The organism is Devosia sp. J2-20, assembly GCF_055808475.1.
This window is the reverse complement of sequence record NZ_CM147870.1, coordinates 3,770,782-3,793,040: the sequence shown is the minus strand read 5'-3', so window position 1 is coordinate 3,793,040 and position 22,259 is coordinate 3,770,782. Positions and strand designations below refer to the sequence as shown.

Annotated in this window: 25 protein-coding genes and 1 pseudogene; 19 read left to right on the top strand and 7 right to left on the bottom strand. The window is 61.1% G+C overall.

Annotated elements, in window-relative coordinates:
* Positions 1 to 16 precede the first annotated feature (16 nt).
* Together AC0L37_RS18930 and acnA are read right to left on the bottom strand one after the other, a co-directional pair.
* On the bottom strand, positions 17 to 751 hold the full coding sequence (locus AC0L37_RS18930; protein ID WP_212659953.1) for a DUF1223 domain-containing protein: 735 nt from the start codon (positions 749 to 751) through the stop codon (positions 17 to 19).
* Positions 752 to 885: 134 nt separating this feature from the next.
* Positions 886 to 3,559 (bottom strand): annotated as a pseudogene (gene acnA, locus AC0L37_RS18925) (aconitate hydratase AcnA).
* Between the two features lie 170 nt (positions 3,560 to 3,729).
* On the opposite strand from acnA, the gene ccmA reads away from it, so the two are divergent.
* From ccmA to AC0L37_RS18895, 6 genes are all read left to right on the top strand, one after another.
* Positions 3,730 to 4,362: a heme ABC exporter ATP-binding protein CcmA gene (gene ccmA, locus AC0L37_RS18920; protein ID WP_282222350.1), complete on the top strand. Its 633-nt coding sequence runs from the start codon at positions 3,730 to 3,732 to the stop codon at positions 4,360 to 4,362.
* Positions 4,359 to 5,012 carry a heme exporter protein CcmB gene (ccmB, locus tag AC0L37_RS18915; RefSeq protein ID WP_269371257.1) on the top strand — a complete coding sequence of 218 codons (654 nt, stop codon included), beginning with the start codon at positions 4,359 to 4,361 and terminating at the stop codon, positions 5,010 to 5,012. The genes ccmA and ccmB overlap by 4 nt, the downstream gene beginning before the upstream one ends.
* Before the next feature lie 33 nt (positions 5,013 to 5,045).
* The gene (locus AC0L37_RS18910; protein ID WP_269371259.1) at positions 5,046 to 5,807 is read left to right on the top strand and encodes a heme ABC transporter permease; all 762 of its coding nucleotides are present in this window, start codon (positions 5,046 to 5,048) and stop codon (positions 5,805 to 5,807) included.
* Positions 5,804 to 5,974 (top strand): heme exporter protein CcmD, encoded by a 171-nt coding sequence (gene ccmD / locus AC0L37_RS18905; protein WP_249327935.1) that lies wholly within the window; start codon positions 5,804 to 5,806, stop codon positions 5,972 to 5,974. The genes AC0L37_RS18910 and ccmD overlap by 4 nt, the downstream gene beginning before the upstream one ends.
* Positions 5,974 to 6,519: a DsbE family thiol:disulfide interchange protein gene (locus AC0L37_RS18900; protein ID WP_212659957.1), complete on the top strand. Its 546-nt coding sequence runs from the start codon at positions 5,974 to 5,976 to the stop codon at positions 6,517 to 6,519. Before ccmD ends, AC0L37_RS18900 begins: the two co-directional genes overlap by 1 nt.
* Positions 6,520 to 6,591: 72 nt before the next feature.
* A complete protein-coding gene (locus AC0L37_RS18895; RefSeq protein WP_212659958.1) occupies positions 6,592 to 6,744 on the top strand; it encodes a Flp family type IVb pilin in 153 nt (50 codons plus the stop codon).
* A gap of 12 nt (positions 6,745 to 6,756) precedes the next feature.
* On the opposite strand, the gene AC0L37_RS18890 is transcribed toward AC0L37_RS18895, so the two are convergent.
* Positions 6,757 to 6,972, bottom strand: a complete 216-nt coding sequence (locus AC0L37_RS18890) for a DUF1674 domain-containing protein (protein WP_212659959.1) — start codon at positions 6,970 to 6,972, stop codon at positions 6,757 to 6,759.
* Positions 6,973 to 7,065: 93 nt separating this feature from the next.
* On the opposite strand from AC0L37_RS18890, the gene htpX reads away from it, so the two are divergent.
* The 9 genes from htpX to AC0L37_RS18845 all read left to right on the top strand — a co-directional run bounded on the left by htpX (position 7,066) and on the right by AC0L37_RS18845 (position 16,580).
* Entirely contained in the window at positions 7,066 to 8,043 is a 978-nt protein-coding gene (gene htpX, locus AC0L37_RS18885) for a zinc metalloprotease HtpX (RefSeq protein WP_282222351.1), read from the top strand.
* 8 nt (positions 8,044 to 8,051) lie between these two features.
* A complete protein-coding gene (locus AC0L37_RS18880; protein ID WP_282222352.1) occupies positions 8,052 to 9,359 on the top strand; it encodes an RsmB/NOP family class I SAM-dependent RNA methyltransferase in 1,308 nt (435 codons plus the stop codon).
* 61 nt (positions 9,360 to 9,420) lie between these two features.
* Complete coding sequence (locus tag AC0L37_RS18875) at positions 9,421 to 9,996, top strand: hypothetical protein (RefSeq protein WP_282222353.1); 576 nt, start codon at positions 9,421 to 9,423, stop codon at positions 9,994 to 9,996.
* Positions 9,944 to 11,056: a heparinase II/III domain-containing protein gene (locus tag AC0L37_RS18870; protein ID WP_282222354.1), complete on the top strand. Its 1,113-nt coding sequence runs from the start codon at positions 9,944 to 9,946 to the stop codon at positions 11,054 to 11,056. Before AC0L37_RS18875 ends, AC0L37_RS18870 begins: the two co-directional genes overlap by 53 nt.
* 68 nt (positions 11,057 to 11,124) lie before the next feature.
* Positions 11,125 to 12,711 (top strand): bifunctional phosphoribosylaminoimidazolecarboxamide formyltransferase/IMP cyclohydrolase, encoded by a 1,587-nt coding sequence (gene purH / locus AC0L37_RS18865; protein WP_282222355.1) that lies wholly within the window; start codon positions 11,125 to 11,127, stop codon positions 12,709 to 12,711.
* 112 nt (positions 12,712 to 12,823) lie between these two features.
* On the top strand, positions 12,824 to 14,179 hold the full coding sequence (locus tag AC0L37_RS18860) for an oligosaccharide flippase family protein (RefSeq protein WP_282222356.1): 1,356 nt from the start codon (positions 12,824 to 12,826) through the stop codon (positions 14,177 to 14,179).
* A gap of 89 nt (positions 14,180 to 14,268) precedes the next feature.
* Positions 14,269 to 15,675 (top strand): 3-isopropylmalate dehydratase large subunit, encoded by a 1,407-nt coding sequence (gene leuC, locus AC0L37_RS18855; protein WP_212659965.1) that lies wholly within the window; start codon positions 14,269 to 14,271, stop codon positions 15,673 to 15,675.
* Positions 15,666 to 16,094, top strand: a complete 429-nt coding sequence (locus AC0L37_RS18850; protein WP_282222357.1) for a metallopeptidase family protein — start codon at positions 15,666 to 15,668, stop codon at positions 16,092 to 16,094. The genes leuC and AC0L37_RS18850 overlap by 10 nt, the downstream gene beginning before the upstream one ends.
* Positions 16,095 to 16,274: 180 nt before the next feature.
* The gene (locus tag AC0L37_RS18845; protein WP_212659967.1) at positions 16,275 to 16,580 is read left to right on the top strand and encodes a hypothetical protein; all 306 of its coding nucleotides are present in this window, start codon (positions 16,275 to 16,277) and stop codon (positions 16,578 to 16,580) included.
* Between the two features lie 62 nt (positions 16,581 to 16,642).
* On the opposite strand, the gene AC0L37_RS18840 is transcribed toward AC0L37_RS18845, so the two are convergent.
* Complete coding sequence (locus AC0L37_RS18840; RefSeq protein WP_212659968.1) at positions 16,643 to 16,945, bottom strand: hypothetical protein; 303 nt, start codon at positions 16,943 to 16,945, stop codon at positions 16,643 to 16,645.
* 117 nt (positions 16,946 to 17,062) lie between these two features.
* Here AC0L37_RS18840 and rimM point away from each other — a divergent pair, with 117 nt between their 5' ends.
* The 4 genes from rimM (at position 17,063) to AC0L37_RS18820 (ending at position 20,049) form a co-directional block, all read left to right on the top strand.
* The gene (gene rimM, locus AC0L37_RS18835; protein WP_269371279.1) at positions 17,063 to 17,602 is read left to right on the top strand and encodes a ribosome maturation factor RimM; all 540 of its coding nucleotides are present in this window, start codon (positions 17,063 to 17,065) and stop codon (positions 17,600 to 17,602) included.
* The gene (gene trmD, locus AC0L37_RS18830; RefSeq protein WP_212659970.1) at positions 17,599 to 18,291 is read left to right on the top strand and encodes a tRNA (guanosine(37)-N1)-methyltransferase TrmD; all 693 of its coding nucleotides are present in this window, start codon (positions 17,599 to 17,601) and stop codon (positions 18,289 to 18,291) included. Before rimM ends, trmD begins: the two co-directional genes overlap by 4 nt.
* A gap of 189 nt (positions 18,292 to 18,480) precedes the next feature.
* Positions 18,481 to 19,047, top strand: coding sequence for a 50S ribosomal protein L19 (gene rplS / locus AC0L37_RS18825; protein ID WP_212659971.1), 567 nt, complete (start codon positions 18,481 to 18,483; stop codon positions 19,045 to 19,047).
* A gap of 189 nt (positions 19,048 to 19,236) precedes the next feature.
* A complete protein-coding gene (locus tag AC0L37_RS18820) occupies positions 19,237 to 20,049 on the top strand; it encodes an exodeoxyribonuclease III (protein WP_282222358.1) in 813 nt (270 codons plus the stop codon).
* 21 nt (positions 20,050 to 20,070) lie between these two features.
* On the opposite strand, the gene AC0L37_RS18815 is transcribed toward AC0L37_RS18820, so the two are convergent.
* The 3 genes from AC0L37_RS18815 to AC0L37_RS18805 form a co-directional block, all read right to left on the bottom strand.
* Entirely contained in the window at positions 20,071 to 20,535 is a 465-nt protein-coding gene (locus AC0L37_RS18815) for a Crp/Fnr family transcriptional regulator (protein WP_282222359.1), read from the bottom strand.
* Positions 20,536 to 20,649: 114 nt separating this feature from the next.
* On the bottom strand, positions 20,650 to 21,333 hold the full coding sequence (locus AC0L37_RS18810; RefSeq protein WP_212659974.1) for a response regulator transcription factor: 684 nt from the start codon (positions 21,331 to 21,333) through the stop codon (positions 20,650 to 20,652).
* A gap of 156 nt (positions 21,334 to 21,489) precedes the next feature.
* Positions 21,490 to 22,173 (bottom strand): YggS family pyridoxal phosphate-dependent enzyme, encoded by a 684-nt coding sequence (locus tag AC0L37_RS18805; RefSeq protein WP_282222360.1) that lies wholly within the window; start codon positions 22,171 to 22,173, stop codon positions 21,490 to 21,492.
* Positions 22,174 to 22,259: the final 86 nt, after the last annotated feature.

Genomic DNA, 22,259 nt, shown 5'->3' with positions numbered 1-22,259 from the left:
GAAGTAGGTGGCTGGCCTAGCGCTCGAAGGCCGCCGCACCCAGAATAGGGCCGGGCAGGCCATCATTCTCCTGCTGCACGATCACCGCAATGCCGGTGCTCCTGTCGGCCAGAACTTCGGGAATGGGCAGCTTGAGATTGGCACCCGTGGCGCATTCCCACATCCCCAGGACCTGCCGGCCGGTCACCACCTGGGTATAGACCACCGATTTGCCGGCATTGTTGCCGCGCTCAATATCAACATCGGCCCGATCGACATAGGTCACCAGCCACACCACCGCATCCTTGAGCGACATATCGGCGGGGATGGCAATCTTGAGCATGTCACCATGCTCGGTGACAGTGATGGGCAGCGGCAGGCTGGCTCGATCAATCGCCCCATGCACTTCGCCGCGACGCGACCCGACGACACCCTTGGTGCCATTGACCACCATTTGCGGTGTGTAGATGCGCGAGGAACCCCAGCTTTCCGCATAGGCGCGCTGACGGTCAGAATACTCGGCCTGCCCGAAGGTGTCCTTCCAGCCCACATAGTCCCAATAGTCGACATGGTAGGCCAGCGCCACCACATCGGGTTGCTCGGCCAGGCTCGTCAGCAAGGCGTCAGCAGGCGGGCATGACGAGCACCCCTGGCTGGTGAACAGCTCCACCACTGCCTTGGGGTTCATACGCACTTCGGCACTGGCCGGCTGGACCAGGGCACACAGGATAACGCCACCCAGAAGGGCGGAAAGCCGACTGACAGATTTCATGGCGTTACTTGTAGGCCGCCCGCGCCATTCCCCGCCAGTCAAAAGAGGGTGAGACGGTTAAATCGGCCGGTGCCTCCAAACAAAAAATGGCGGCCCACCGGGGGCCGCCATCTCCATTCCAGAACCGGTCCCGCTTATGCGGCAACCAGGCTGCGCAGCACGTAATGCAGAATGCCACCGTTCTTGTAGTATTCCAGCTCATTGGCCGTATCGATGCGGCAGCGTGTTTCCACGCTGGTCACCGAGCCATCGGCCCTGGTGATCTTGACGGTCACCATGGCGCGTGGCGCGATTTCCGTCACGCCTTCGATATCGATCGTTTCGCTGCCATCAAGTCCCAGGCTCTGCCAGCTTTCGCCATCCTTGAACTGCAGCGGGATCACGCCCATGCCAACCAGGTTGGAGCGGTGAATGCGCTCGAACGACTGGGCAATCACGGCGCGAACGCCCAGTAGATTGGTGCCCTTGGCGGCCCAGTCACGGCTCGAACCCGTGCCATATTCCTTGCCCGCAAACACCACCAGTGGCGTACCGGCAGCCTGATAGGCCATGGCCGCATCATAGATCGCCATCTGGCTGCCATCGGGGCCCTTGGTGTAACCACCTTCAACGCCATCCAGCATCTGGTTCTTGATGCGGATATTGGCAAAGGTGCCGCGCATCATCACTTCATGATTGCCGCGACGGGCGCCATAGGAGTTGAAGTCACGCGGCGCGACCTGATGGGATTCCAGGTACTTGCCCGCTGGCGTGGTCGACTTGAACGACCCCGCTGGCGAGATGTGGTCGGTGGTGATCGAGATCCAGGAACAGCGCCAGAACCTTGGCCTTGGCGACATTGGTGATGGGCTTAGGCTCCATCGTCATGCCCTCAAAATAGGGAGGGTTCTGCACATAGGTCGAACCGGAGTTCCACTTATAGGTCTCGCCGCCATCGACGGCGATGCCCTGCCAGTTCTCGTCACCCTTGAACACGTCCGAATAACGGCCCTGGAACATCTCCTTGGTGACGTTCTCGCGCACGATCTCGGCGACCTCGTGATTGGAGGGCCAGATGTCCTTGAGATAGACCGGCTTGCCATCCTTGGAGGTGCCGATCGGATCCTTGGTGATGTCGATATTCATTGACCCGGCAATGGCATAGGCCACCACCAGCGGCGGCGAAGCGAGATAGTTCGCCTTCACATCCGGGTTCACACGGCCTTCAAAGTTGCGGTTGCCAGAGAGTACCGAAGCGGCGACCAGATCGCCAGCCTGCACGGCCTTGGAGATCTCGACCGGCAGCGGACCCGAATTGCCGATACAGGTGGTGCAGCCATAGCCCACCAGATTGAAGCCGATGGCATCGAGATCTTCGCTCAGGCCAGCGCTGTCGAGATAGTCGGTCACCACCTGGCTGCCGGGGGCCAGCGAGGTCTTCACCCATGGCTTGGAGTCCAGACCCAGCGCACGGGCCTTGCGGGCCACCAGGCCAGCGGCCACCAGAACCGATGGGTTCGACGTATTGGTGCAGGAGGTGATCGCCGCGATCACCACGTCACCATGGCCGATTTCGTAATCGGTGCCTTCAACGGCAATCTTGGGATTGTCGGTCTTGCCGAATTCCTTGGGCAGGCCTTCGGCGAATTTGGACTTGGCCTGATCGAGCGCAATACGATCCTGCGGACGCTTTGGACCCGAGATCGAGGGCACCACAGTGGTCAGATCAAGTTCGAGCGTGGAGGTGAACACCGGATCGGCCGAGCTGGTCTCGCGGAACATGCCCTGCGCCTTGGAATAGGCTTCCACCAGCGCCACGCGCTCGGGATCGCGACCCGAGGTGGTCAGATACTTCAGCGTGTCATCATCGACCGGGAAGTAACCGCAGGTCGCGCCATATTCAGGCGCCATGTTGGCGATCGTCGCCTGATCTTCCAGGCTCAGATAATCAAGACCCGGGCCGTAGAATTCCACAAACTTGCCGACAACGCCCTTCTTGCGCAGCATTTCAGTGACGGTCAGCACCAGATCGGTGGCGGTGATGCCTTCATTGATCTTGCCAGTCAGCTTGAAGCCGACGACTTCGGGGATCATCATGGTGATCGGCTGGCCCAGCATGGCGGCTTCTGCCTCGATGCCACCAACGCCCCAGCCCAGAACCGCCAGACCATTGACCATGGTGGTGTGCGGATCCGTGCCCACCAGCGTGTCAGGATAGGCCACGGTCTCGCCGTTCTCATCCTTGGTCCACACCGTCTGGGCCAGATATTCCAGGTTCACCTGATGGCAGATGCCCGTGCCGGGAGGCACAACGCGGAAATTGTCAAAGGCCGACTGGCCCCAGCGCAGGAACTCATAGCGTTCGCCATTGCGCTCATATTCCAGCTCGACGTTCTGGCCAAATGCCAGCGCGGTGCCGAAATTGTCCACCATCACGGAATGGTCGATCACCAGATCAACCGGCACCAGTGGGTTGATCTTCTGCGGATCAGCGCCGAGCTTGGCTGTCGCGTCGCGCATGGCGGCCAGATCGACCACGGCAGGAACGCCGGTGAAATCCTGCATCAGTACGCGGGCTGGACGGTAGGAAATCTCATGCTCGGAGGTGCGCGTGGTCAACCAGGTGGCCACGGCCTCGATATCGGCCTTGGTCACGGTATTGTTGTCCTCGAACCGCAGCAGGTTTTCGAGCACCACTTTCATCGAATGCGGCAGGGCCGAAACGCCCGCCAGACCGTTCTTTTCGGCCTCCACGATCGAATAGTAAGTGTAGGTCTTGCCACCGACCACCAGGGTCGATTTGGACTTGAAGCTGTTTATCGAGGTCACGTTGTTCCGCCCGTCATCTGGTGTTGCGGCTGGCGCTCTGGTCTGGGAAAACCTCCCCGAAACCGTTCAACAGCGCCGCCTTTCCTGGAATGACTCCAATCTATAAGGGCTTATAGAGAAAGACGATTGGGCTTGCCAGCCCGACCTTTCGTTCAATACGAGAAGGGGTCATGACTGATCGGCAAGTCTATCCCCAGCTAACAATGCGCGCGACCGGCCTCAGCTGTGGTCGTGGCGGCCTGCTATTGAGCGAAAATATCAATTTCTCGCTGACCAATGGTCGGGCTCTGTTGCTGCGCGGGCCCAATGGGACCGGCAAAACCACGCTACTGCTGACCCTGGCCGGCATTGTCGCCCCCATGGCTGGGCAGTTCGGGCCTCATGACAGCGCGCAGGACGCGCCTTTGCTGCACTATTGCGGCCATCGCAACGCCATCAAGCCGCGCCTGAGTGTCTTGGAAAACCTGCGTTTCTGGGCTGACATCAACGGCGCAACCGGCCTGTCTTGCGAAGCCGCGCTGGCTGAACTGGGCCTGGCGGGCCTTGAGGCGCTCGATGCGGGCTATCTTTCGGCAGGACAATCGCGCCGGCTGGCACTGGCCCGCCTGCTGGTCAGCCTGCGCCCGCTCTGGCTGCTCGACGAACCCACCGCCGCGCTGGACGATCAGGGAAATCAATTGGTCGCGCGTCTGCTGGCTGAACATCTGGCCATGGGCGGTCTGGCCATTGCCGCGACGCACGATCCAATTGTCCTGACTGACCCTGGCGCACTGAACACACTGCAACTGGAGCGCGCTCCATGAGCGCCTTTATGGCCATGTTGCAGCGCGAACTGCGCCTGGCCCTGCGCGGCAGTGGCGACGTGCTCACGCTGGTGCTGTTTTTCGTCATAGTGGGAGCCATTGTCCCCTTCGCCGTCGGTCCTGACCAGACCCTGCTGGCCAGCATCGCCCCCGGCATTGTCTGGATCGCGGCTTTCCTCGCAATGCTGCTGGGGCTTGAACGGCTGTTCCGACCCGATCACGAGGACGGCTCACTGATCCTGCTGCGACAGGCTGAATTGCCGCTCAGCGCTGCCATTGCCGCAAAGTTGATCGCGCACTGGCTGGTCACCGCTTTGCCCTTGCTGATCGCCAGCCCGATCCTGGCGCTGCTGCTGGCCATGGATCTGTCCACCTTCTGGCGCACCCTGCTCTCCCTGGCGCTGGGCACACCCGCTTTGACCGCCTTTGGCGCCATTGGCGCGGCGGTCACCGTGCCGATCCGAAGGGGTGGGCTGATCGCGCCCATCCTGATCGCCCCGCTCTCGGTGCCCGTCCTGATCTTTGGCGTCGGCGCCATCACCTCGCCCCAATCAAGTGCGGCAACGCTGTTTCTTGCGGCATTGAGCCTCATGGCCGTGGCATTGGCTCCCTTTGTCGCCGCGCTTGCGATACGGTCCGCCGAAGACTAGAGCCCGAACTCAACACAGTTGCCAGATATTCCCATGACCCAAGACACGGCACCGCGGCAGAATTGGTGGCAACGGATCGCCCATCCCGGGCAGTTTGTCGCCTGGACCACGCCATTGCTCTGGCCGCTGACCATTCTGACTGCCGTGCTCTTCGTGCTGGGCCTGTGGTTCGCCTTCTTCAATTCACCCCAAGACTATCAAATGGGCGACACCGTGCGCATCATGTATGTCCACGTGCCCAATGCCTGGCTGAGCCAGTTCGTCTACGCGATCATGACGGTTTCAGCGCTGGGAACACTGGTCTGGCGTCACCCACTGGCCGATGTCTCAATGAAAGCCGCAGCGCCGCTGGGCGCTATGTTCACGGCCCTGGCCCTGTTCACCGGCGCCCTGTGGGGCCGCCCGACCTGGGGCACGTTCTGGGAATGGGATGGTCGCATGACCTCCACCCTGGTGCTGCTCTTCATCTATCTGGGCATTATCGCGCTGTGGCGCGCCTTTGACGATCAGCTCCGGGCCGCCCGTGTTATCGCCGTCTTCACCCTGGTGGGCGCGATCAACATTCCCATCATCAAGTTCTCGGTGGATTGGTGGAGCACACTGCACCAGCCTGCCAGCGTATTTCGCGCCGACGGGCCACGCATGCCGGGGTCCATTCTGACCCCGCTTTTTGTGATGTTCTTCGCGTTTACATTGCTGTTTCTGACACTGCACCTCAAAGCCATGCACACTGAAATCAAGCGCCGGCGGGTCATGACGCTGCAGCGCAAGCTGGCACAAGGGGCCGCGCAATGATCGATCTTGGCCCGCATGCGGTTTTCATTATCTGGTGTTACCTCGGCGTCGCTCTGGCCGTGCTCGGGCTGATCGGCTGGACCCTGTTTGATGCCCGGCGCACCACACGGCAACTGGCCATGCTTGAAACACGCCATCCACGCCGCGCCACGGAGCCAGCCAAGTAATGCGTTATGTGTTGTTCGGACTGCCGCTGATCGCCCTGGTGGCACTGGTCGCCGTTTTCGCCTTTTCGATCAACCGCGACCCCAGCCTCGTCCGCTCGGTGCTGATCGACAAGCCCGCGCCCGTCTTTGCCATGGATGCGGTGCCCGAACTCGGGGTGCCCGGCTTTGCCACCGAAACGCTCAAGGGCGCGGTCACCGTCGTCAATGTTTTCGCCAGCTGGTGCATTCCCTGCCGCGACGAGCATCCACTGCTCATGACGCTCAAGGACATTTCAGACGTACGCCTGTTCGGCATCAACCAGAACGACGCGCCGGAAAATGCCCGCGCATTCCTTGCCGAACTGGGCAATCCCTATGATGCAGTCGGCGCCGATCGCAATCGTCGGGTATCGATCGATTGGGGGGTCTATGGTGTCCCTGAAACCTTCGTGGTCGATGCCAATGGCATCATCACCTTCAAGCATGTCGGCCCGCTCTCGCCCGATGCCTTTGAGAACGAACTCCTGCCCGCCATTGCTGCCGCACAAGCCAGAAGTGATCGCTGAATAACCCGTTCAGCTTCAGTTCAGCCGCCGACCGCCACATTGCCGGCATTGTTGTTGTGTTGAAAGCGTACCATGTTGACCGCGATCGAGAGATTTGCCCGTGACGAGGCTGGTGTTACCCCCGTCGAATATGGCCTGATCGCCGCCATTCTGGTGGTCTTTGCCACCGTGGCCGTGTCTGCTGCCGGCTATAATATCCACGACCTGATCAGCATCACCAACTAGCCGTCTTGCCAGCTAGAAATCGCTGGTCAGCCCCTTGATCTCCCAGTCACCATAGCGACCCGGCTCAAGCCCGCCGCGCCCGCCCAGTTCCTTTTGGGCAAACGCACCCTTGGCATCAATGGCCTGGCGGCGCGCTTGTGCTTCAGCCAATGCTCGTTGCGCCGCCGGGGTCAACGGCGGGCGCGGTGCTGCTTCGGTGATGTCATCTGGGCTATTGTCGTCGCTCATGGTCATATCCGGATTACGTTTTGGTCATGCGCTTGCATGCAACCTGTCCCGACCCAACATAATTGTTCAAGACCACGAACCCAAGGGCTCCTGATGTTCAATGCGTTACGGACCACGGTCCTGCTGGCCGCGCTGACCGCGCTGTTCATGACCGTTGGCTATTTTATCGGCGGCACCAGCGGCATGATGATCGCCTTCATCTTTGCCTTGGTTACCAATATTTTTGGCTATTGGAACTCCGACAAGCTGGTTCTGCGCATGCAAAATGCCGTTCCGGTCGAGCGCAGCCGCGTGCCTGAGCTCTACGACATGGTCGATGTGCTCTCGCGCAAGGCGGGCATTCCCACCCCTGCCGTCTATCTGATCCAGTCAGACCAGCCCAATGCCTTCGCGACGGGCCGCAATCCGCAAAACGCTGCCGTTGCGGTGTCGGCCGGCCTGCTCAAGCATCTCGATACGCGCGAAGTCGCCGCCGTGGTCGCCCATGAGCTGGCCCATATTCGCAACCGCGATACCCTGACCATGACCATCACCGCGACCTTTGCCGGTGCCATTTCCGCACTGGCGCAGTTCGGCCTGTTCTTTGGTGGCGGCAGTCGCGACAACCCCATGGGCGGCATTGGCCGCCTGCTGATGGTGTTTCTGGCCCCATTGGCCGCCATGCTGGTACAAATGGCCGTCAGCCGCACGCGCGAATATGAGGCCGATCGTATCGGCGCCGAGATCTCCAGCGACCCGTTGGCGCTGGCTTCAGCCCTGCACAAGATCGCCAGTCTGGCTGGTCGGCAGGTCAATGTCGCCGCCGAGCGCAATCCGGCCATGGCCCATATGTACATCATCAACCCGCTCTCGGGTCAGCGCATGGACAATCTGTTTTCGACCCATCCCGACACAGGCAATCGCATTCAAGCGCTGCGCAAGCTTGCAGCTTCAGGCTATGTGGACGATAAGAGCCGTAGGCCTCAGCCACGCCCAGCCCCGACCACCGGTCGGCACAGCGGCGGCGGCTGGCGCGTGCCAACCGTCGGACGAACCGACGAGGATGGCGGACAACGCGGTCCCTGGGGATAGAATCAAGCGTGGCGTACAAACCTGAACCGGCGGGGCTCAAGCTCCGCCTTATTGCCGCACAGCGGCTGAAGTCCGTTTTGGCGGGCGACAATTTCGTCCCGCTTGGGGCCACCGATCTCGCCGATGGGCGCGACCGTGCGCTGGCCAATCGGCTGATCACCACCGCCCTACGACGTCAGGGTCAGCTCAATTTCATAATTCATGCGCTGCTTGAAAAAGGCATGCCCGGCAAGTCAGGCACCTTCGAAGCCGTGCTGCGCCTGAGCCTGGCACAGCTGGTCTTCCTGCCCGATCTGGGAGCCCATAGCGCGCTGTTTCTGGCTGTTGAAGCCACCAAGCGCGACCCCAAGGCGCGCCATCTTTCTGGTTTGATGAATGCCGTGCTGCGCAACGCCCAGGCCAATTCGGCCAAGTTCGGCATGCTCAGCGACGATCTGCTCATCCCCGACACCTTTGGCGACACCTGGCTCACCGCCTACGGCGAAGAAGCCATCGATGCCTTTTCCGACGCCCTGCTGGCTGGCGCTGCGCTTGATCTCACCCTCAAGAATGACGATCAGGACCTGATCGATTCCCTGGGTGCCGAGCGTGTCATCGCGGACACGGTACGCATTGAAGAGCGCGATCGCCCTGTCGAGGCCCTGCCCGGCTTTGCCGAAGGCCGCTGGTGGGTGCAGGACGCAGCCTCTGCGATCCCCGCCCGTTTGCTGGGCCTGGAACCCGGCGCGCGTGTTCTGGACCTGTGCGCCGCCCCCGGCGGCAAGACTGCCCAGCTCATCAAGGCTGGCTATGAAGTGACAGCGCTTGATGCCGATGCCAAGCGCATGGAGCGTCTCAGCGAGAACCTGACACGCCTCAACTACACCGCCGAGACCGTTGTCGCCGACGCTGGAAAATTCGAGGCGCCATCGCCCTTCAAGGGCGTGCTGCTGGATGCACCCTGCTCAGCCACCGGCACCTTCCGCCGTCACCCCGAGGTCATCTGGCATCGCTCCGTGGGCGACGTTGCCAGCCGCGTACGGCTGCAGCGGGCCCTGCTGACCAACGCCTTGCGCTGCCTTGATCGTGACGGAGTGCTCATCTATTGCGTGTGTTCGCTTGAACCGGCGGAAGGTGAAGAACAGGTTGATTGGGCCCTCCAATCGCTGCCTGGGCTGAAGCTTTTGCCAATCAAGCCCGAGGAAATGGTTGGCTTGGAGGCCGCCGTTTCCGCCAAGGGGCTGGTGCGGACCCATCCTGGCATGATGCCCGGAGGACGCGCTGGTGGCATGGATGGCTTCTTCGTGGCGCGCTTTGGCCGCAACGAGATAGGGTGATCGACTGGCGCTGAGGGGAAGGCGCCAAATTAGGAACTGGTCATTGACGGGCAGACAAACAATGACGCAGGCCTTAGCCGCGGCGGACGCTAGCAGCACGATGCTGCCTCGGCTCGGCTATGCCTTGCGGCGCCTTGCCTATGGCTTGGCCGATACGTTTGTCACCCTGCCCATTCTGCGCTGGACCTGGCGCGGCCTGGCCGACGATGCGTTTTCTGGCGAACTGCACGAGTTCCGGCCCACTGATCGCGAGGCGGTGCGCGACATGATGGCGGGCCGCTATCTGCTGGCCAGCAAACTTATCGAGACGCATGGCGTGTCGCCCTTTGCGCTTGCAGTGGATCACACCGACTGGTGGTTCAACCTGCATGGCTTTGCCTGGCTGCGTCATTTCCGCGACGTGCGTGACCCCGGCGAGCGCAATTTTGCCCGCACGCTGGTGCTCGACTGGATCGGCCGCGAAGGCCGCTTCGAGCGGGACACCTGGGCGCTGGCGCTGACAGCGCAACGCGTGCTGAACTGGTTGCGCCACCTGCCCCTGCTGCTTGAGGGGCCCCCCCGAGCAGGCCAAAACCATCCAGCGCGTGCTCGGGGCACAGATTCAGAGCCTCAAGCTGCGCGGGCGTCTTGCGGGTGAACCCGCCGATGCGCTGTTTGCCGCCATCGCCCTGCTGGGCGCCGAATATTGCGAACAAGGCGACCAGACAGATGTCCCCGGCCGGGTTGAGCGGCTCAACCGCCTGCTGGTGCGCCAGCTCGACACCGACGGTTTGCACCGCTCCCGCAATACCAAGCTGCAATTGCAGCTGCTGGTGGAGCTGGTCAGCGTGCGCCGCATCGCCGCCCAGATCAAATCCGAGGCTGCCCACGAACTGGCTGCCCAGATCGATCGCATGCATGAGTGTCTGGACGCCCTGACCCTGTCGAGCGGCGAGCCGGTGTACTTCAATGGCGGCGGACACCTGCCGCACGATGTGCTGATTGCCATCCAGGCCAATGCGACAGGGCATCGCCGCCGCTCCATGCTGCTTGGGGGCTACGGCATTCTGCGCGCAGGCGACGCTGTGGTGATCGCCGATTCTGGCCGCACCCCGCCACCGGGCTATGCCGGCAATGCCCATGCCAGTGCGCTGGCGCTGGAATTCTCCCATGGCAGCGAGCTGATCCTGGGCAGCTGTGGGCCCGCCCCGGCTGACCTGCCTGCCAGCAAGGCGCTGTTCCGACAAGGTGTGGCCCATTCAGCACCAACCATTGACGCCGAGGACGCGGCCATCTCCCCCGCGCCGGCCATGACCCTTGCCCCTGCCGACCAATTGCTCTCGATCACCACCGCTGGCTATGCCAAGCGGTTCGGCATTGATCTTGAGCGCCGCATTACCCTGCTGTCGGGCGGCACCACTCTGGTTGGACAGGACCGCATGATCGCCCATGGCAAACCTTCGGGTCTGCTGGCCGTGCGGTTTCATCTGGCACCCGGCGTGCAGATGGAGCGCAATCGCGATGAAGGTGTGGTGCGCCTGACACTGCCCAACGGCACCGTGTGGATCTTCCTGTGGGAAGGCGCGACCTTCCGCGATGAGGAAAGCGTGCGCCAGTCGGCCTATGTCGGCCTGCACAAAACCCGGCAATTGGTGCTCGAGGCAGATGTGGCTGCCGACCGCGAGATTGCCTGGATCTTTACGCTCGAGCAGCAATAGCCAGTTGGCCTGGGCCCGGCTTCGTGCTAGCGAGCGCGCGAATTCACCTCCAATAGGGCACACACCTCATGGGCAAGACGGTCAAGGTCGGGCGCGCACTGCTTTCGGTATTCGACAAATCTGGCATGGCGGATTTCGCCAGCGGGCTGAGCGCTGCAGGTGTCGAGCTCGTCTCCACTGGCGGCACACACAAGCTGATCAAGGATGCCGGTCTGCCGGTGCGAGAAATCGCCGATCTCACCGGCTTTCCCGAGATGATGGACGGCCGGGTCAAGACCCTTCATCCCAAGGTGCATGGCGGCCTGCTGGCCGTGCGCGACAAACCCGATCACGCCGCCTCCATGGCCGAACACGATATCGGCGCCATCGATCTGGTAGCCGTGAACCTCTACCCCTTCGAAAAGACCGTCGCCGCGGGCGCCGGCTATGACGATATCATCGAAAATATCGACATAGGCGGCCCCGCAATGGTCCGCTCAGCCGCCAAGAACCACGCATTTGTCACCGTTGTGGTTGATCCTGCCGACTACCCCGCCATCCTGGCCGCCATCGCCGAAACCGGCGGCGTGCCCTTCGAGATGCGCCAAAAGCTCGCGGCCAAGGCCTATGCCCGCACCGCGGCCTATGACAGCGCCATTTCAACCTGGTTCGCCAAGGCCATCGACTACCCTGAAATCCCCTATCGCAGCTTTGCTGGCACCCTGCGCGAGGTCATGCGTTACGGCGAAAACCCCCATCAGTGGGCCGGCTTTTATGCCAATGGCGAGGACCGCCCCGGTGTTGCCACCGCCACCCAGGTTCAGGGCAAGACCCTGAGCTACAACAATATCAACGACACGGACGCCGCCTTTGAGCTGGTCAGCGAGTTCGATGCCGCAGACGTCGCCGCCGTGGCCATCATCAAGCATGCCAATCCGTGCGGCGTCGGCATGGCCGAGGATTTGCTGACCGCCTACCACAACGCCTTGCGCACCGATCCGGTCTCGGCCTTCGGCGGCATTGTTGCGACCAATCGCGAGATTGATGCCGCCACAGCCACTGAGATCGTCAAGGTTTTCACCGAGGTGATCGTGGCCCCTTCGGCCACCCCCGAGGCGCAGGCCATTATTGCGGGCAAGAAGAATTTGCGTCTGCTGCTGACCGGCGGTCTGGCTGACGCCAAGGCCGATGGCCTGATGGTCAAATCCGTGGCGGGTGGTCTGCTGGTGCAGTCACGCGACAATCGCAACGTCGATGACTGCGACCTCAGGGTCGTGACCAAGAAGGCCCCCACAGAGCGCGAAATGGCCGATCTGCGCCTCGCCGCCAAGGTCGCCAAGCACGTCAAGTCCAACGCCATTGTCTACGTCAAGGACGGCGCGACCGTGGGCATCGGTGCGGGCCAGATGAGCCGCGTCGATTCAGCCCTGACGGCGCATCGTAAATCCATCGATGCAGCCAAGGCTGCCGGCATTGAAGGGGCCCTGACTGCAGGTTCGGTAGCGGCTTCGGACGCTTTCTTCCCCTTCGCTGATGGGCTTGAGGCGCTGGTCGCGGCAGGTGCCACCGCCGTTATCCAGCCCGGCGGTTCGATGCGCGACGATGAAGTCATCGCCGCTGCCGATGCCGCAGGGATCGCCATGGTCATGACCGGCATGCGCCATTTCCGGCACTGATCGGCAAACCTGACCAAACCGTAATCTTCAAATGGCGGTGCGGTAAGACCTTTTTGAGATTGCCCATCTAGGTTGCTTGGGTCGCGCACCTCGCGCGGCCCTGAGGCCTGCCATGCGATTGTCTATCCCCGCCGATCTGTCTGCTCTGCTCCACACCGGCATGTGGCGCTCCATCGGCTCGCTCGGCATCAAGGTCGCCACCGCTGGCCTGACCTATTTCACCTATGTGGTGCTCTCACGCACCATGACGGCCGATGAATACGGCCACTTTGCCTTCGGTCTGGCCCTGGCCACCGTGCTGGCCATTGCCGCGGGCGTGGGTCAGCCCACTGCAATTCTGCGCCTCTGGCCCCAGCTATCGGTTGCCGGCGACAAACTCGCCGCGCTCAAGGCCGCCCAGGCTGGATCGGTTCTGACCATTCTGGCGGGGCTGGTCATTGCCGTTACGCTGTGCCTGACAGTCTTCCTGTGGGTCTCGTTTTTCCCAACCACCGATACGGCAAACCATTTTTATGGCGCCGCCTTTCTCATCCTGCCCATGGCCTTGGCCGAGTACAATTCCTCGGCCTTGCGCGCCCAGGGCTCGCTGTGGAGCGCCTTGGTGCCGCGCGACATTCTCTGGCGCATTGCCCTGCCCGCCGCCGTGCTGGCCCTGTTCAGCCTTGGCATCGTGCTGAGCGGGCCCGATGCGCTGGTGCTGTCGGCAGCCCTGCTTTCGGGCATGCTGGTGCTGCAGTTCTGGAGCGCCATGCGGCGCGGCTATGTGCTCAACCCGGCGCGTGGCGTCAGCGCGCGATACTGGAAGCAGTGGGGCGGCATCAGCCGCTGGCTGTTGCTGGGCGCGCTGATCGAAACTGCGGCGCTCAATGCCGATGTCATTCTGGTTGGCCTGATGCTCAACCTCGAAAGCTCGGGGCTGTACTTCAACGCATTCCGCACTGCCGGCCTGATGACGTTGTTCACCTTCGCCATCGAACTGGTAATTGCCCCGATGATCGCGCAACACTTCCATGCCGGTGAAATGCGCAAGGCCCAGGCCATCACTGCCATGGGCTCAGCGGCTGGCTTTGTGTTTTCCCTGCTGGTCTTCACCGCCTTTTTCGGTTGGGGCGACTGGATCTTGAGCTTTTTCGGCCCCAGCTATGCTGAAGGCTGGCTTGTGCTGGTCCTGCTCTCGTTCGGTCTGCTGTTTGACGCTGCCACCGGCCCCTCCAAGATTGTCATGATGATGACTGGCCATGAGCGGGCCTACGCCATGATTTTCGGCGCCATCATGGGATTGGGCTTTCTGGTTCAGATCCTGATCATCCCCACCTATGGCATTGTGGGCGCGGCCGCCGCCAATATGGGCGCGCGCATCATCGCGCAGCTGGCCATTGCCCTGTGGTGCCGTCAGCGCATTGGCCTGGACACCAGCCTGCTGGGTATTCTGGCCATCAAGACCGCAACCGACCGCGCCACGGACTAGCCGAACCGTACCGGCGAGTACGGTAATGCTTGACCCCTCTGCCCCAGCGGCTTAGAACCACTCCAAACTTTACCTGCCGGAATTTTGCCATGACCAAGGCTCGCACGCTCTACGACAAGATCTGGGATGACCATCTGGTCCAGAACAATGAGGACGGAACCTCCCTCCTCTATATCGACCGGCATCTGGTGCACGAAGTGACCAGCCCGCAGGCCTTTGAGGGGCTTCGCCTCAACAGCCGCAAGGTGCGCCACCCCGAGCGTACATTGGCCGTGGTGGATCACAACGTGCCCACCTCGGACCGCACACACGGCATCGACAATCCCGAATCCAAGCTGCAGGTCGACACGCTGGCCGAAAACGCCCGCGAGTTCGGCGTCGAGTATTTCAACGAGCTCGACAAGCGTCAGGGCATTGTCCACATCGTGGGTCCCGAACAGGGCTTTACCCTGCCCGGCATGACAATTGTATGCGGCGACAGCCATACCTCGACCCATGGCGCCTTTGGGGCGCTGGCGCACGGTATCGGCACTTCCGAAGTCGAGCACGTTCTGGCCACCCAGACGCTGATCCAGCAGAAGGCCAAGAACATGCTGGTGCGCGTGGATGGCAAGCTGCCCCCCCACGTCACTGCCAAGGACATCATCCTGGCCATTATCGGCGAGATCGGCACGGCTGGCGGCAATGGCCACGTCATTGAGTTCGCCGGTGAAGCCATTCAGGCCCTGTCCATGGAAGGCCGCATGACGGTCTGCAACATGACCATTGAAGGCGGCGCCCGCGCTGGCCTGATTGCCCCCGACCAGACCACGTTTGACTACGTCCAGGGCCGCAACCGCGCGCCAACGGGCAAGGCCTGGGACATGGCGCTGGACTATTGGAAGACGCTCTACACCGATGAAGGCGCTGTCTATGACAAGGTTGTAGTGCTTGACGCTGCCAACCTGCCGCCCATCGTATCCTGGGGTTCTTCGCCCGAAGACGTCATCGCGGTAACCGGCGCAGTGCCCAATCCCGATGACATCGCCGACGAAAACAAGCGGGCCTCCAAATGGCGCGCGCTGGAATATATGGGTCTCAAACCCGGCACCAAGATCACCGACATCACCGTTGACCGCGTCTTTGTTGGCTCGTGCACCAATGGTCGTATCGAAGATCTGCGCGCAGCAGCCAAGCTGCTCGAAGGCAAGACTGTTCACCCATCTGTCAGCGCCATGGTCGTGCCCGGCTCCGGTCTGGTCAAGGAACAGGCCGAGGCTGAAGGCCTCGACAAGATCTTCAAGGATGCCGGCTTTGACTGGCGCGAGCCCGGTTGCTCGATGTGCCTGGCCATGAACGACGACAAGCTCAAGCCGCAGGAACGCTGCGCCTCGACCTCGAACCGTAATTTCGAGGGTCGTCAGGGCTTTAAGGGGCGTACCCATCTGGTGTCCCCCACCATGGCGGTCGCCGCAGCGGTCACCGGTCACTTCGTCGACATCCGCGATTGGCAGTAAGCCACTCAGACTGGGCGGCGCGCCACGCGCCAACCCTGGACGATATTGAAGCTCTGGCGAGTCAGGCCCTGGCCGACTTGCCCGAGCCTTTCAGATCTCTGGCCGCCGATGTGACCTGCGCGGTCGCCGAATTTGCCCCGGAAGACGTTCTGGTGGAGTTCGGCATGCAAAGCCCGTTCGAGCTGATGGGTCTGTTCACCGGCATCGGGCTGGTACAGGACGGGTCCACCCCACAGACCGGACAATTGCCCAATACTGTCTTCCTCTATCGCCGGGCTATTCTCGACTATTGGTCAGAGCATGACGACAATACCTTGGGAGAAGTCGTCACGCACGTGCTGATCCATGAGCTCGGACACCATTTCGGCTTTTCCGACGACGACATGGATGCTATCGAAGCGGCAGCCGACGCTCCCTGATCCGGCTAATTTTACTTCAATTTTATTTAGATTTCCCAGTCATGAGCCGCCAGTTGTTAAGGTAAACAACGGGTAAACATTGGGATTCCCCACAATATCACTATATCTGCCAGACAACGCCTGTCGGCCTCGCAAAAGGGGAAGTCGGGCGCATATTTCAAATGTTGTGGGAAGCAGCCAATGACAACCCGAGCCAAGACCAATCTGAAGATCGTTCAGCCTGAAATTGAACAGATGGAAGCTATCATGCAGGAAGCGTCCAAGCAGACCGCGCCAATGGTGCAGCGTCTGGCCGCGCATCGCGACCGGATCGACATGGCCGTCAAGGAACTCGAAAGCGAGCGTTTTGAATTGCTGTCGCGTCGTGACCTTGTGCGCCGCCAGGCCGAAGCTGTTGAACAGGGCCTGACGATGCATATCGATGATATTGAAGCGACGATGCGCCTGTACGAAGCCGGCCTCAACTCACTCGCGACGCCTGAGTGAGCCGGGCGACCTACTGGAGGCGATGAACCGCCGAAATGCGAGCTGCCTGCTAAAGCCTGATTTTATTTAGACTTTTCGACAAACTCGAATTCCGCTTCATTGCCTCCAGACGGATCGTCCGACACCCGCACGGCGAGATTGTTCGCATCGAGCGCGTCGAACCACTCGTCCCAGCTGACAAGCTGGAATCCACCAATCCGGTCCGGGCCCTCATTGCCGTCCGTATTGATCTCGTACTGGCCAAAGGTCAGCTGGAGCAACGTCCGGCTACCACTGCCATCAGGCACCTCCATCAGCATCGGGTTGCCACCGCGCGCCGCGGCCCATTCGCGAATTTCATTGCGGTCCGTCAAAGTCTTGGCCATTGCGTACGCTCCTTGGTGTGTGCTGTTCCAACAATCGCTTTATCTGCCGTTGGTTCCGCGGCAATTCCCAACCCGGGCGTTGCCTGCTAAGAGCACCTTAGACCGCTCGGAGCTGCCATGACCACCCAGAACCCCAATCGTATCCTGCTCGGCCAGATCGGCGCCGCCCATGGCATCAAGGGCGCCGTCCGTATCGCCTCCCATACCCAGGATCCCACTGATATCGGCAGCTACGGACCCCTTGAAACCGACCGCCCCGGGCTGACCATCACCATCTCCAAACTGCGTCTGCACAAGAATGTGGTCGTTGCTCACATCAAGGGCATCAATGACCGCAACACCGCCGAAACGCTTAATGGCGTTGGCCTTTACGTTGACCGCGCTCGGCTGCCCGAGCCAGAAGATGACGAAGATTTCTACCACGCTGATCTGATCGGCCTTGAGGCCCGCATCGCCTCCGGCCAGATCATCGGCCAGGTCTCCGCCATTCCCAATTTTGGCGCCGGCGACCTCATTGAAATACGCGACCCCAATAGCGGCGATACCTTCCTGTACCCCTTCACCAAGGCAGTGGTACCCACCATCCGCATTGCCGAAGGTTTTTTGGTCATCGAAGTGCCGCTTGACGCTGAAGAGGGCGAGGAAGAACCCGATTGAGTTTTTCAGCCTCCATCATCACGCTGTTTCCCGAGCTGTTTCCCGGCCCGCTGGGTGCATCGGTTCTGGGGCGGGGCCTGTCCGATGGGCTCTGGTCGCTTCAGGCCACCCAATTGCGTGACTTTGCCACCGATCGTCACCGCAGCGTCGACGCCACCCCTTCAGGTGGCGGCGCCGGCATGGTGCTCAAGCCCGATGTTTTGGCCAAGGCAATCGACACGGTGGCGCCTCAGGGCGATCCGCGTCCGCGCATCCTGATGTCCCCGCGTGGCAAGCCCCTTACCCAGAAGCGCGCGCGCGAACTGGCGCTTGGCCCTGGCGCAGTGATCGTCTGTGGTCGCTTTGAGGGCATCGACCAGCGCGTCATAGACGCCCGTGCGCTCGAGGAAATCTCCATCGGAGACTATGTGCTGGCAGGTGGCGAAGTAGCCGCCATGGTGCTGTTGGAGGCCGTTGTGCGGCTCATCCCCGGTGTGCTCGGCGGCGCTGACAGCCATGCCGATGAGAGCTTTGAGAACGGCCAGCTCGAATACCCCCAATATACCCGTCCGCAGAGCTTTGAGGGCGTCGACATCCCGCCGGTGCTGACCTCGGGCGATCACGGCAAGATTGCCAAATGGCGCGCCGAACAAAGCCTGGAGCTGACCCGTGCGCGACGACCAGACCTTCTGGACCCGCGCAAGTCATAAACCGCACACAAACTCTAGACTCTTGGCCGGTTTTCCCCTATAGCCGCGCCACTATCCGCGTGTCGGGCTAATCGGACCTGTCACGCACCAATAAAAAGACGACCAAACTCCGTTACCAACCAAGACCGGGCGATCGGGCTGCAAGGCTCGAATAAACGCTCCTTTGAAAAGATTCAGAACGGAATCACCATGTCCAGCATCATCGAACAGCTCGAAGCCGAGCAGATGGCAGCGGTCGCCGAAAAGCGCCAGCTGCCTGAATTCACCCACGGCGACACCGTCAAGGTGTGGGTCCGTATCACTGAAGGCGCCAAGGAGCGTCTGCAGGCCTATGAAGGTGTTGTCATCGCTTTCAACGGCGGTGGCCTGATGGAATCATTCACCGTGCGCAAGATTTCGTACGGCGAAGGCGTTGAGCGCGTATTCCCGCTCTACTCCCCCAACGTGGCTTCGGTTGAAGTTCTCAAGCGCGGTAAGGTTCGTCGCGCCAAGCTGTACTACCTGCGCGATCGTCGCGGTAAATCGGCTCGTATTTTCGAATCGACCAATTCGCGTACCAAGAAGATCCAGGATTCCGAGCGCACTGCAGCCGTTGCTGCCAAGGAAGCTCGTGAAGCCGAGAAGATCGCCGCTGCAGAGGCTTTTGCCGCTGAGCAGGCAGCCAAGGATGCCGAGGCCGCAGCAGCAGCTGCAGCCGCCGAGCAGGCCGCTGCTGCTGAAGCCGCGCCAGCCGACGCCGAGCCAAAGGCTGAATAGGCTTTTGCCGTCAGCCGCTCAGGCTTGAGCGAACAAATTTTGCAAAGCCCGGCCCCGCAAGGTGTCGGGCTTTTTGCTGGCGCACTGTCACCGATTCACGTGAAACGCTCTCGATAAGCCGCCAATTCCGGCTTTACCTCACTGCGCGCCTCCGCGATAAGAAGGCCCCGCTTGCGTCAAAGGCCCGTCATGTCCGTCTCCATCGTCACCTGGAACATCAATTCGGTTCGCTTGCGCCTGCCCATGGTGCTTGAGTTCATCAACCAGTATCAGCCCGATGTGTTGATGCTGCAGGAAATCAAATGCACCAACGACCAGTTTCCTGCCAAGGCCTTCGCCGATGCCGGCTATCCCCATCAGGCTGTGCATGGACAGAAGGGCTATCATGGCGTCGCCACCATCTCTAAATTCCCGCTGACCGATGTCTCCAGCCGGGTTTTCTGCGAGATTGAGGAATCACGCCACGTCTCTGCCCGCCTCGATTTCGGTCGCGGCCCGCTCACCGTGCACAATTTCTATATTCCGGCCGGCGGTGACGAGCCCGATGTCGAGATCAACCCCAAGTTTAAGCACAAGATGGGGTTCCTCAGTGAACTGACCAGCTGGTTTCAGGAGCCTGACTTTTCACGCGGTCATCTGATCGCCGGTGATTTCAACATTGCCCCGCATGAGAACGACGTCTGGAGCCACAAACAGCTGCTCAAGGTTGTCAGCCACACCCCGCTTGAGACCGAAACGCTCGACGCCATTCTCAATGGCGGCCACGGCTGGACCGATCTGGTGCGCAAGCACCTGCCCCATGATCAAAAGCTGTATTCCTGGTGGAGCTATCGCGGCAAGGACTGGGAAGCCTCTGATCGCGGCCGTCGGCTCGACCATATCTGGTCAACCGGTGACGTTGCCGATCACTGCATCGGGGCCGAAATCATCAAGCCGGCGCGCGGCTGGACAGAAAAGCCCAGCGACCACGTACCGGTCATCGCTTGTTTCGCCGGGGTCTAGACAACGCGTTGATGTTCTAGATTAGTCCTGGCCTGCGCGCATGCGCCGGCCCAATGGCTCCAGCGCGCCCAGATAGCTGCCCAGATCGCGCTCGATCCGCGCCACCGCGCGTTGCGCCAGGTCCGGCGATTGCTGGACCAGCTTGAGAAAGGCCGTGCGCGGCACAAAAAGCGTCTCGCAATCGGTGACAGCGGTGAACGTGACGAGGCGCGGCTTGTCCAATATCAGCGCCATTGCCGATACCACACTGCCAGGTTCAGAGATCGCATAGGGCTTGTTGGCCCCCTTGCCTTCCGGCCTGGCCTTGAGCGTACCAGAGATCAGCACATGGGCGCCCAGCGGCGTATCGCCGGACTGGTAGATAACCGCATCGGGATCGAAGTGCCGACGTGTGCCCGCAAACGCCAACAAGCGGCGCTGCTCATCATCGCAAATATCGAAAAATTCGGCCTGCGCCAGCGCGGCGTCCGCCTCGTCCCTGATCATAAGCCCCAATCCGAATGCACTACGGCCCCGCCAAAGCGGAGCCGTCTCATCCTATAGGGCATTTTACGCGCATTTATACCCGATTTTGTGTTTGCGCCCCGCCGTCCACGGCTTTCACGGCACCAGACGGTAACCGCCCTCTTCGGTAACCAGCAAACGGGCGTTGGACGGGTCGCGCTCGATCTTCTGACGCAGCCGGTAGATATGGGTTTCCAGCGTATGGGTGGTGACCCGGTTATTGTAGCCCCACACTTCCTTGAGCAGGATATCGCGCGACATGGTCTTGGGGCCCTGACGATACAGGAACTTCAGGATCGCTGTTTCCTTGTCGGTCAGGCGCACCTTGTTGCCGTCATTGGTCTCGAGAACCTTCGCTGACGGCTGGAAGCTGTAGGGTCCAATCGTAAAGACCACATCTTCGCTCTGGTCATGCTGGCGCAGCGCCGCATTGATGCGGGCCAACAGCACGGGAAAACGGAATGGCTTGGTCAGATAGTCATTGGCGCCCGAATCCAGCCCACGAATCTGGTCGGCATCGCTATCATGGCCAGTCAGCATCAGAATCGGGCTGTTATAACCCTCTGCGCGCAGGACCTTGACGGCTTCACGGCCATCCATGTCGGGCAGTCCGACATCGAGAATGGTAAGGTCAATATTGTTTTCGCGCGTCGACTTGAGCGCATCATTGGCCGTTTCGGCCTGCAGGATCTCAAAATCCGGGAGCGTTTCGAGCTGCTCGACCAGGGTTTGACGCAGGTCCGCATCATCGTCCACTAGCAGAATGCGTCGCTTGTTCATTGTTTTCTCCGGTCTTTTTGCGTCGACCTGCCCAACGGTCACAATATTGCGACCGGTTTTTGGCCTGCCAATCACAACGGCGTTATCCTGAACAACAACGTGCCCGCCCCCGGAGAAGTTGCAGGCAATCAGCCGGTAATGACAATATTTCTTGGCTCAGGCCTCAATTATCGTGGGCCGGTGACCAAACAAAGCCGATCCCACCCGCACATGGGTTGCCCCCATACCGATGCCAACCTCGAAATCGCCACTCATGCCCATTGAGAGCTGACTGACACCCGCCGCCTGTCCCAACGCTGCCATCTGGGCGAAATAGGGGCCGGGGGGCACGCCGTCGGGCGGAATGCACATCAGCCCGACAATGTTAAGCCCGTGCTCGTCCCGGCAGCGCCGTACGAACCCAGCTGCCTCAGCGGGCGCAATGCCGGCCTTTTGCTCTTCAAGCCCGATATTGACCTGCACAAAGCACGGCAATTGTCGTCCCGCGCGGTCCATTTCTTCCGCCAGAACGCCGGCCAGCTTGTCACGATCAACTGTTTCAATCACATCGAACAGCGCCACCGCCTCGCGCGCCTTGTTGGTCTGCAATGGCCCGATCAGGTGCAGCTCCACATCACTGAAGCGCTCACGCAGCCCTGGCCATTTCTGACTGGCTTCCTGCACCCGGTTCTCGCCGAAAACCCGCTGTCCAGCTTCCAGAAAAGGCGCAATTGCCTCGGCGGGGAAGGTCTTGGATACCGCGACCAGCGTCACCCGATCAGGCGGCGGTCCGAAGCGGTCTTTGGCCTTTGCGATCCGCTCATTGATCGCGGCGAGATTGCTGGCGGCACTGGCTTCCATGCTTTCGCCCTGTTCCTGTTGACCTAGCGGGGTATTTCTGGTGATGGTCCGGTAGACAAAATCCCCCATAAACGCAAGCCGCTCTG

Coding starts and splice junctions, on each gene's coding strand:
- AC0L37_RS18875 (WP_282222353.1), top strand. CDS start 9,421: ATGACGCAGGCCTTAGCCGCGGCGGACGCTAGCAGCACGATGCTGCCT.
- rplS (WP_212659971.1), top strand. CDS start 18,481: ATGTCCAGCATCATCGAACAGCTCGAAGCCGAGCAGATGGCAGCGGTC.
- AC0L37_RS18845 (WP_212659967.1), top strand. CDS start 16,275: ATGACAACCCGAGCCAAGACCAATCTGAAGATCGTTCAGCCTGAAATT.
- purH (WP_282222355.1), top strand. CDS start 11,125: ATGGGCAAGACGGTCAAGGTCGGGCGCGCACTGCTTTCGGTATTCGAC.
- AC0L37_RS18840 (WP_212659968.1), bottom strand. CDS start 16,945: ATGGCCAAGACTTTGACGGACCGCAATGAAATTCGCGAATGGGCCGCG.
- ccmB (WP_269371257.1), top strand. CDS start 4,359: ATGAGCGCCTTTATGGCCATGTTGCAGCGCGAACTGCGCCTGGCCCTG.
- AC0L37_RS18930 (WP_212659953.1), bottom strand. CDS start 751: ATGAAATCTGTCAGTCGGCTTTCCGCCCTTCTGGGTGGCGTTATCCTG.
- AC0L37_RS18810 (WP_212659974.1), bottom strand. CDS start 21,333: ATGAACAAGCGACGCATTCTGCTAGTGGACGATGATGCGGACCTGCGT.
- AC0L37_RS18815 (WP_282222359.1), bottom strand. CDS start 20,535: ATGATCAGGGACGAGGCGGACGCCGCGCTGGCGCAGGCCGAATTTTTC.
- ccmD (WP_249327935.1), top strand. CDS start 5,804: ATGATCGATCTTGGCCCGCATGCGGTTTTCATTATCTGGTGTTACCTC.
- AC0L37_RS18820 (WP_282222358.1), top strand. CDS start 19,237: ATGTCCGTCTCCATCGTCACCTGGAACATCAATTCGGTTCGCTTGCGC.
- AC0L37_RS18910 (WP_269371259.1), top strand. CDS start 5,046: ATGACCCAAGACACGGCACCGCGGCAGAATTGGTGGCAACGGATCGCC.
- AC0L37_RS18900 (WP_212659957.1), top strand. CDS start 5,974: ATGCGTTATGTGTTGTTCGGACTGCCGCTGATCGCCCTGGTGGCACTG.
- AC0L37_RS18895 (WP_212659958.1), top strand. CDS start 6,592: ATGTTGACCGCGATCGAGAGATTTGCCCGTGACGAGGCTGGTGTTACC.
- htpX (WP_282222351.1), top strand. CDS start 7,066: ATGTTCAATGCGTTACGGACCACGGTCCTGCTGGCCGCGCTGACCGCG.
- AC0L37_RS18805 (WP_282222360.1), bottom strand. CDS start 22,173: ATGGAAGCCAGTGCCGCCAGCAATCTCGCCGCGATCAATGAGCGGATC.
- AC0L37_RS18890 (WP_212659959.1), bottom strand. CDS start 6,972: ATGAGCGACGACAATAGCCCAGATGACATCACCGAAGCAGCACCGCGC.
- ccmA (WP_282222350.1), top strand. CDS start 3,730: ATGACTGATCGGCAAGTCTATCCCCAGCTAACAATGCGCGCGACCGGC.
- rimM (WP_269371279.1), top strand. CDS start 17,063: ATGACCACCCAGAACCCCAATCGTATCCTGCTCGGCCAGATCGGCGCC.
- AC0L37_RS18860 (WP_282222356.1), top strand. CDS start 12,824: ATGCGATTGTCTATCCCCGCCGATCTGTCTGCTCTGCTCCACACCGGC.
- leuC (WP_212659965.1), top strand. CDS start 14,269: ATGACCAAGGCTCGCACGCTCTACGACAAGATCTGGGATGACCATCTG.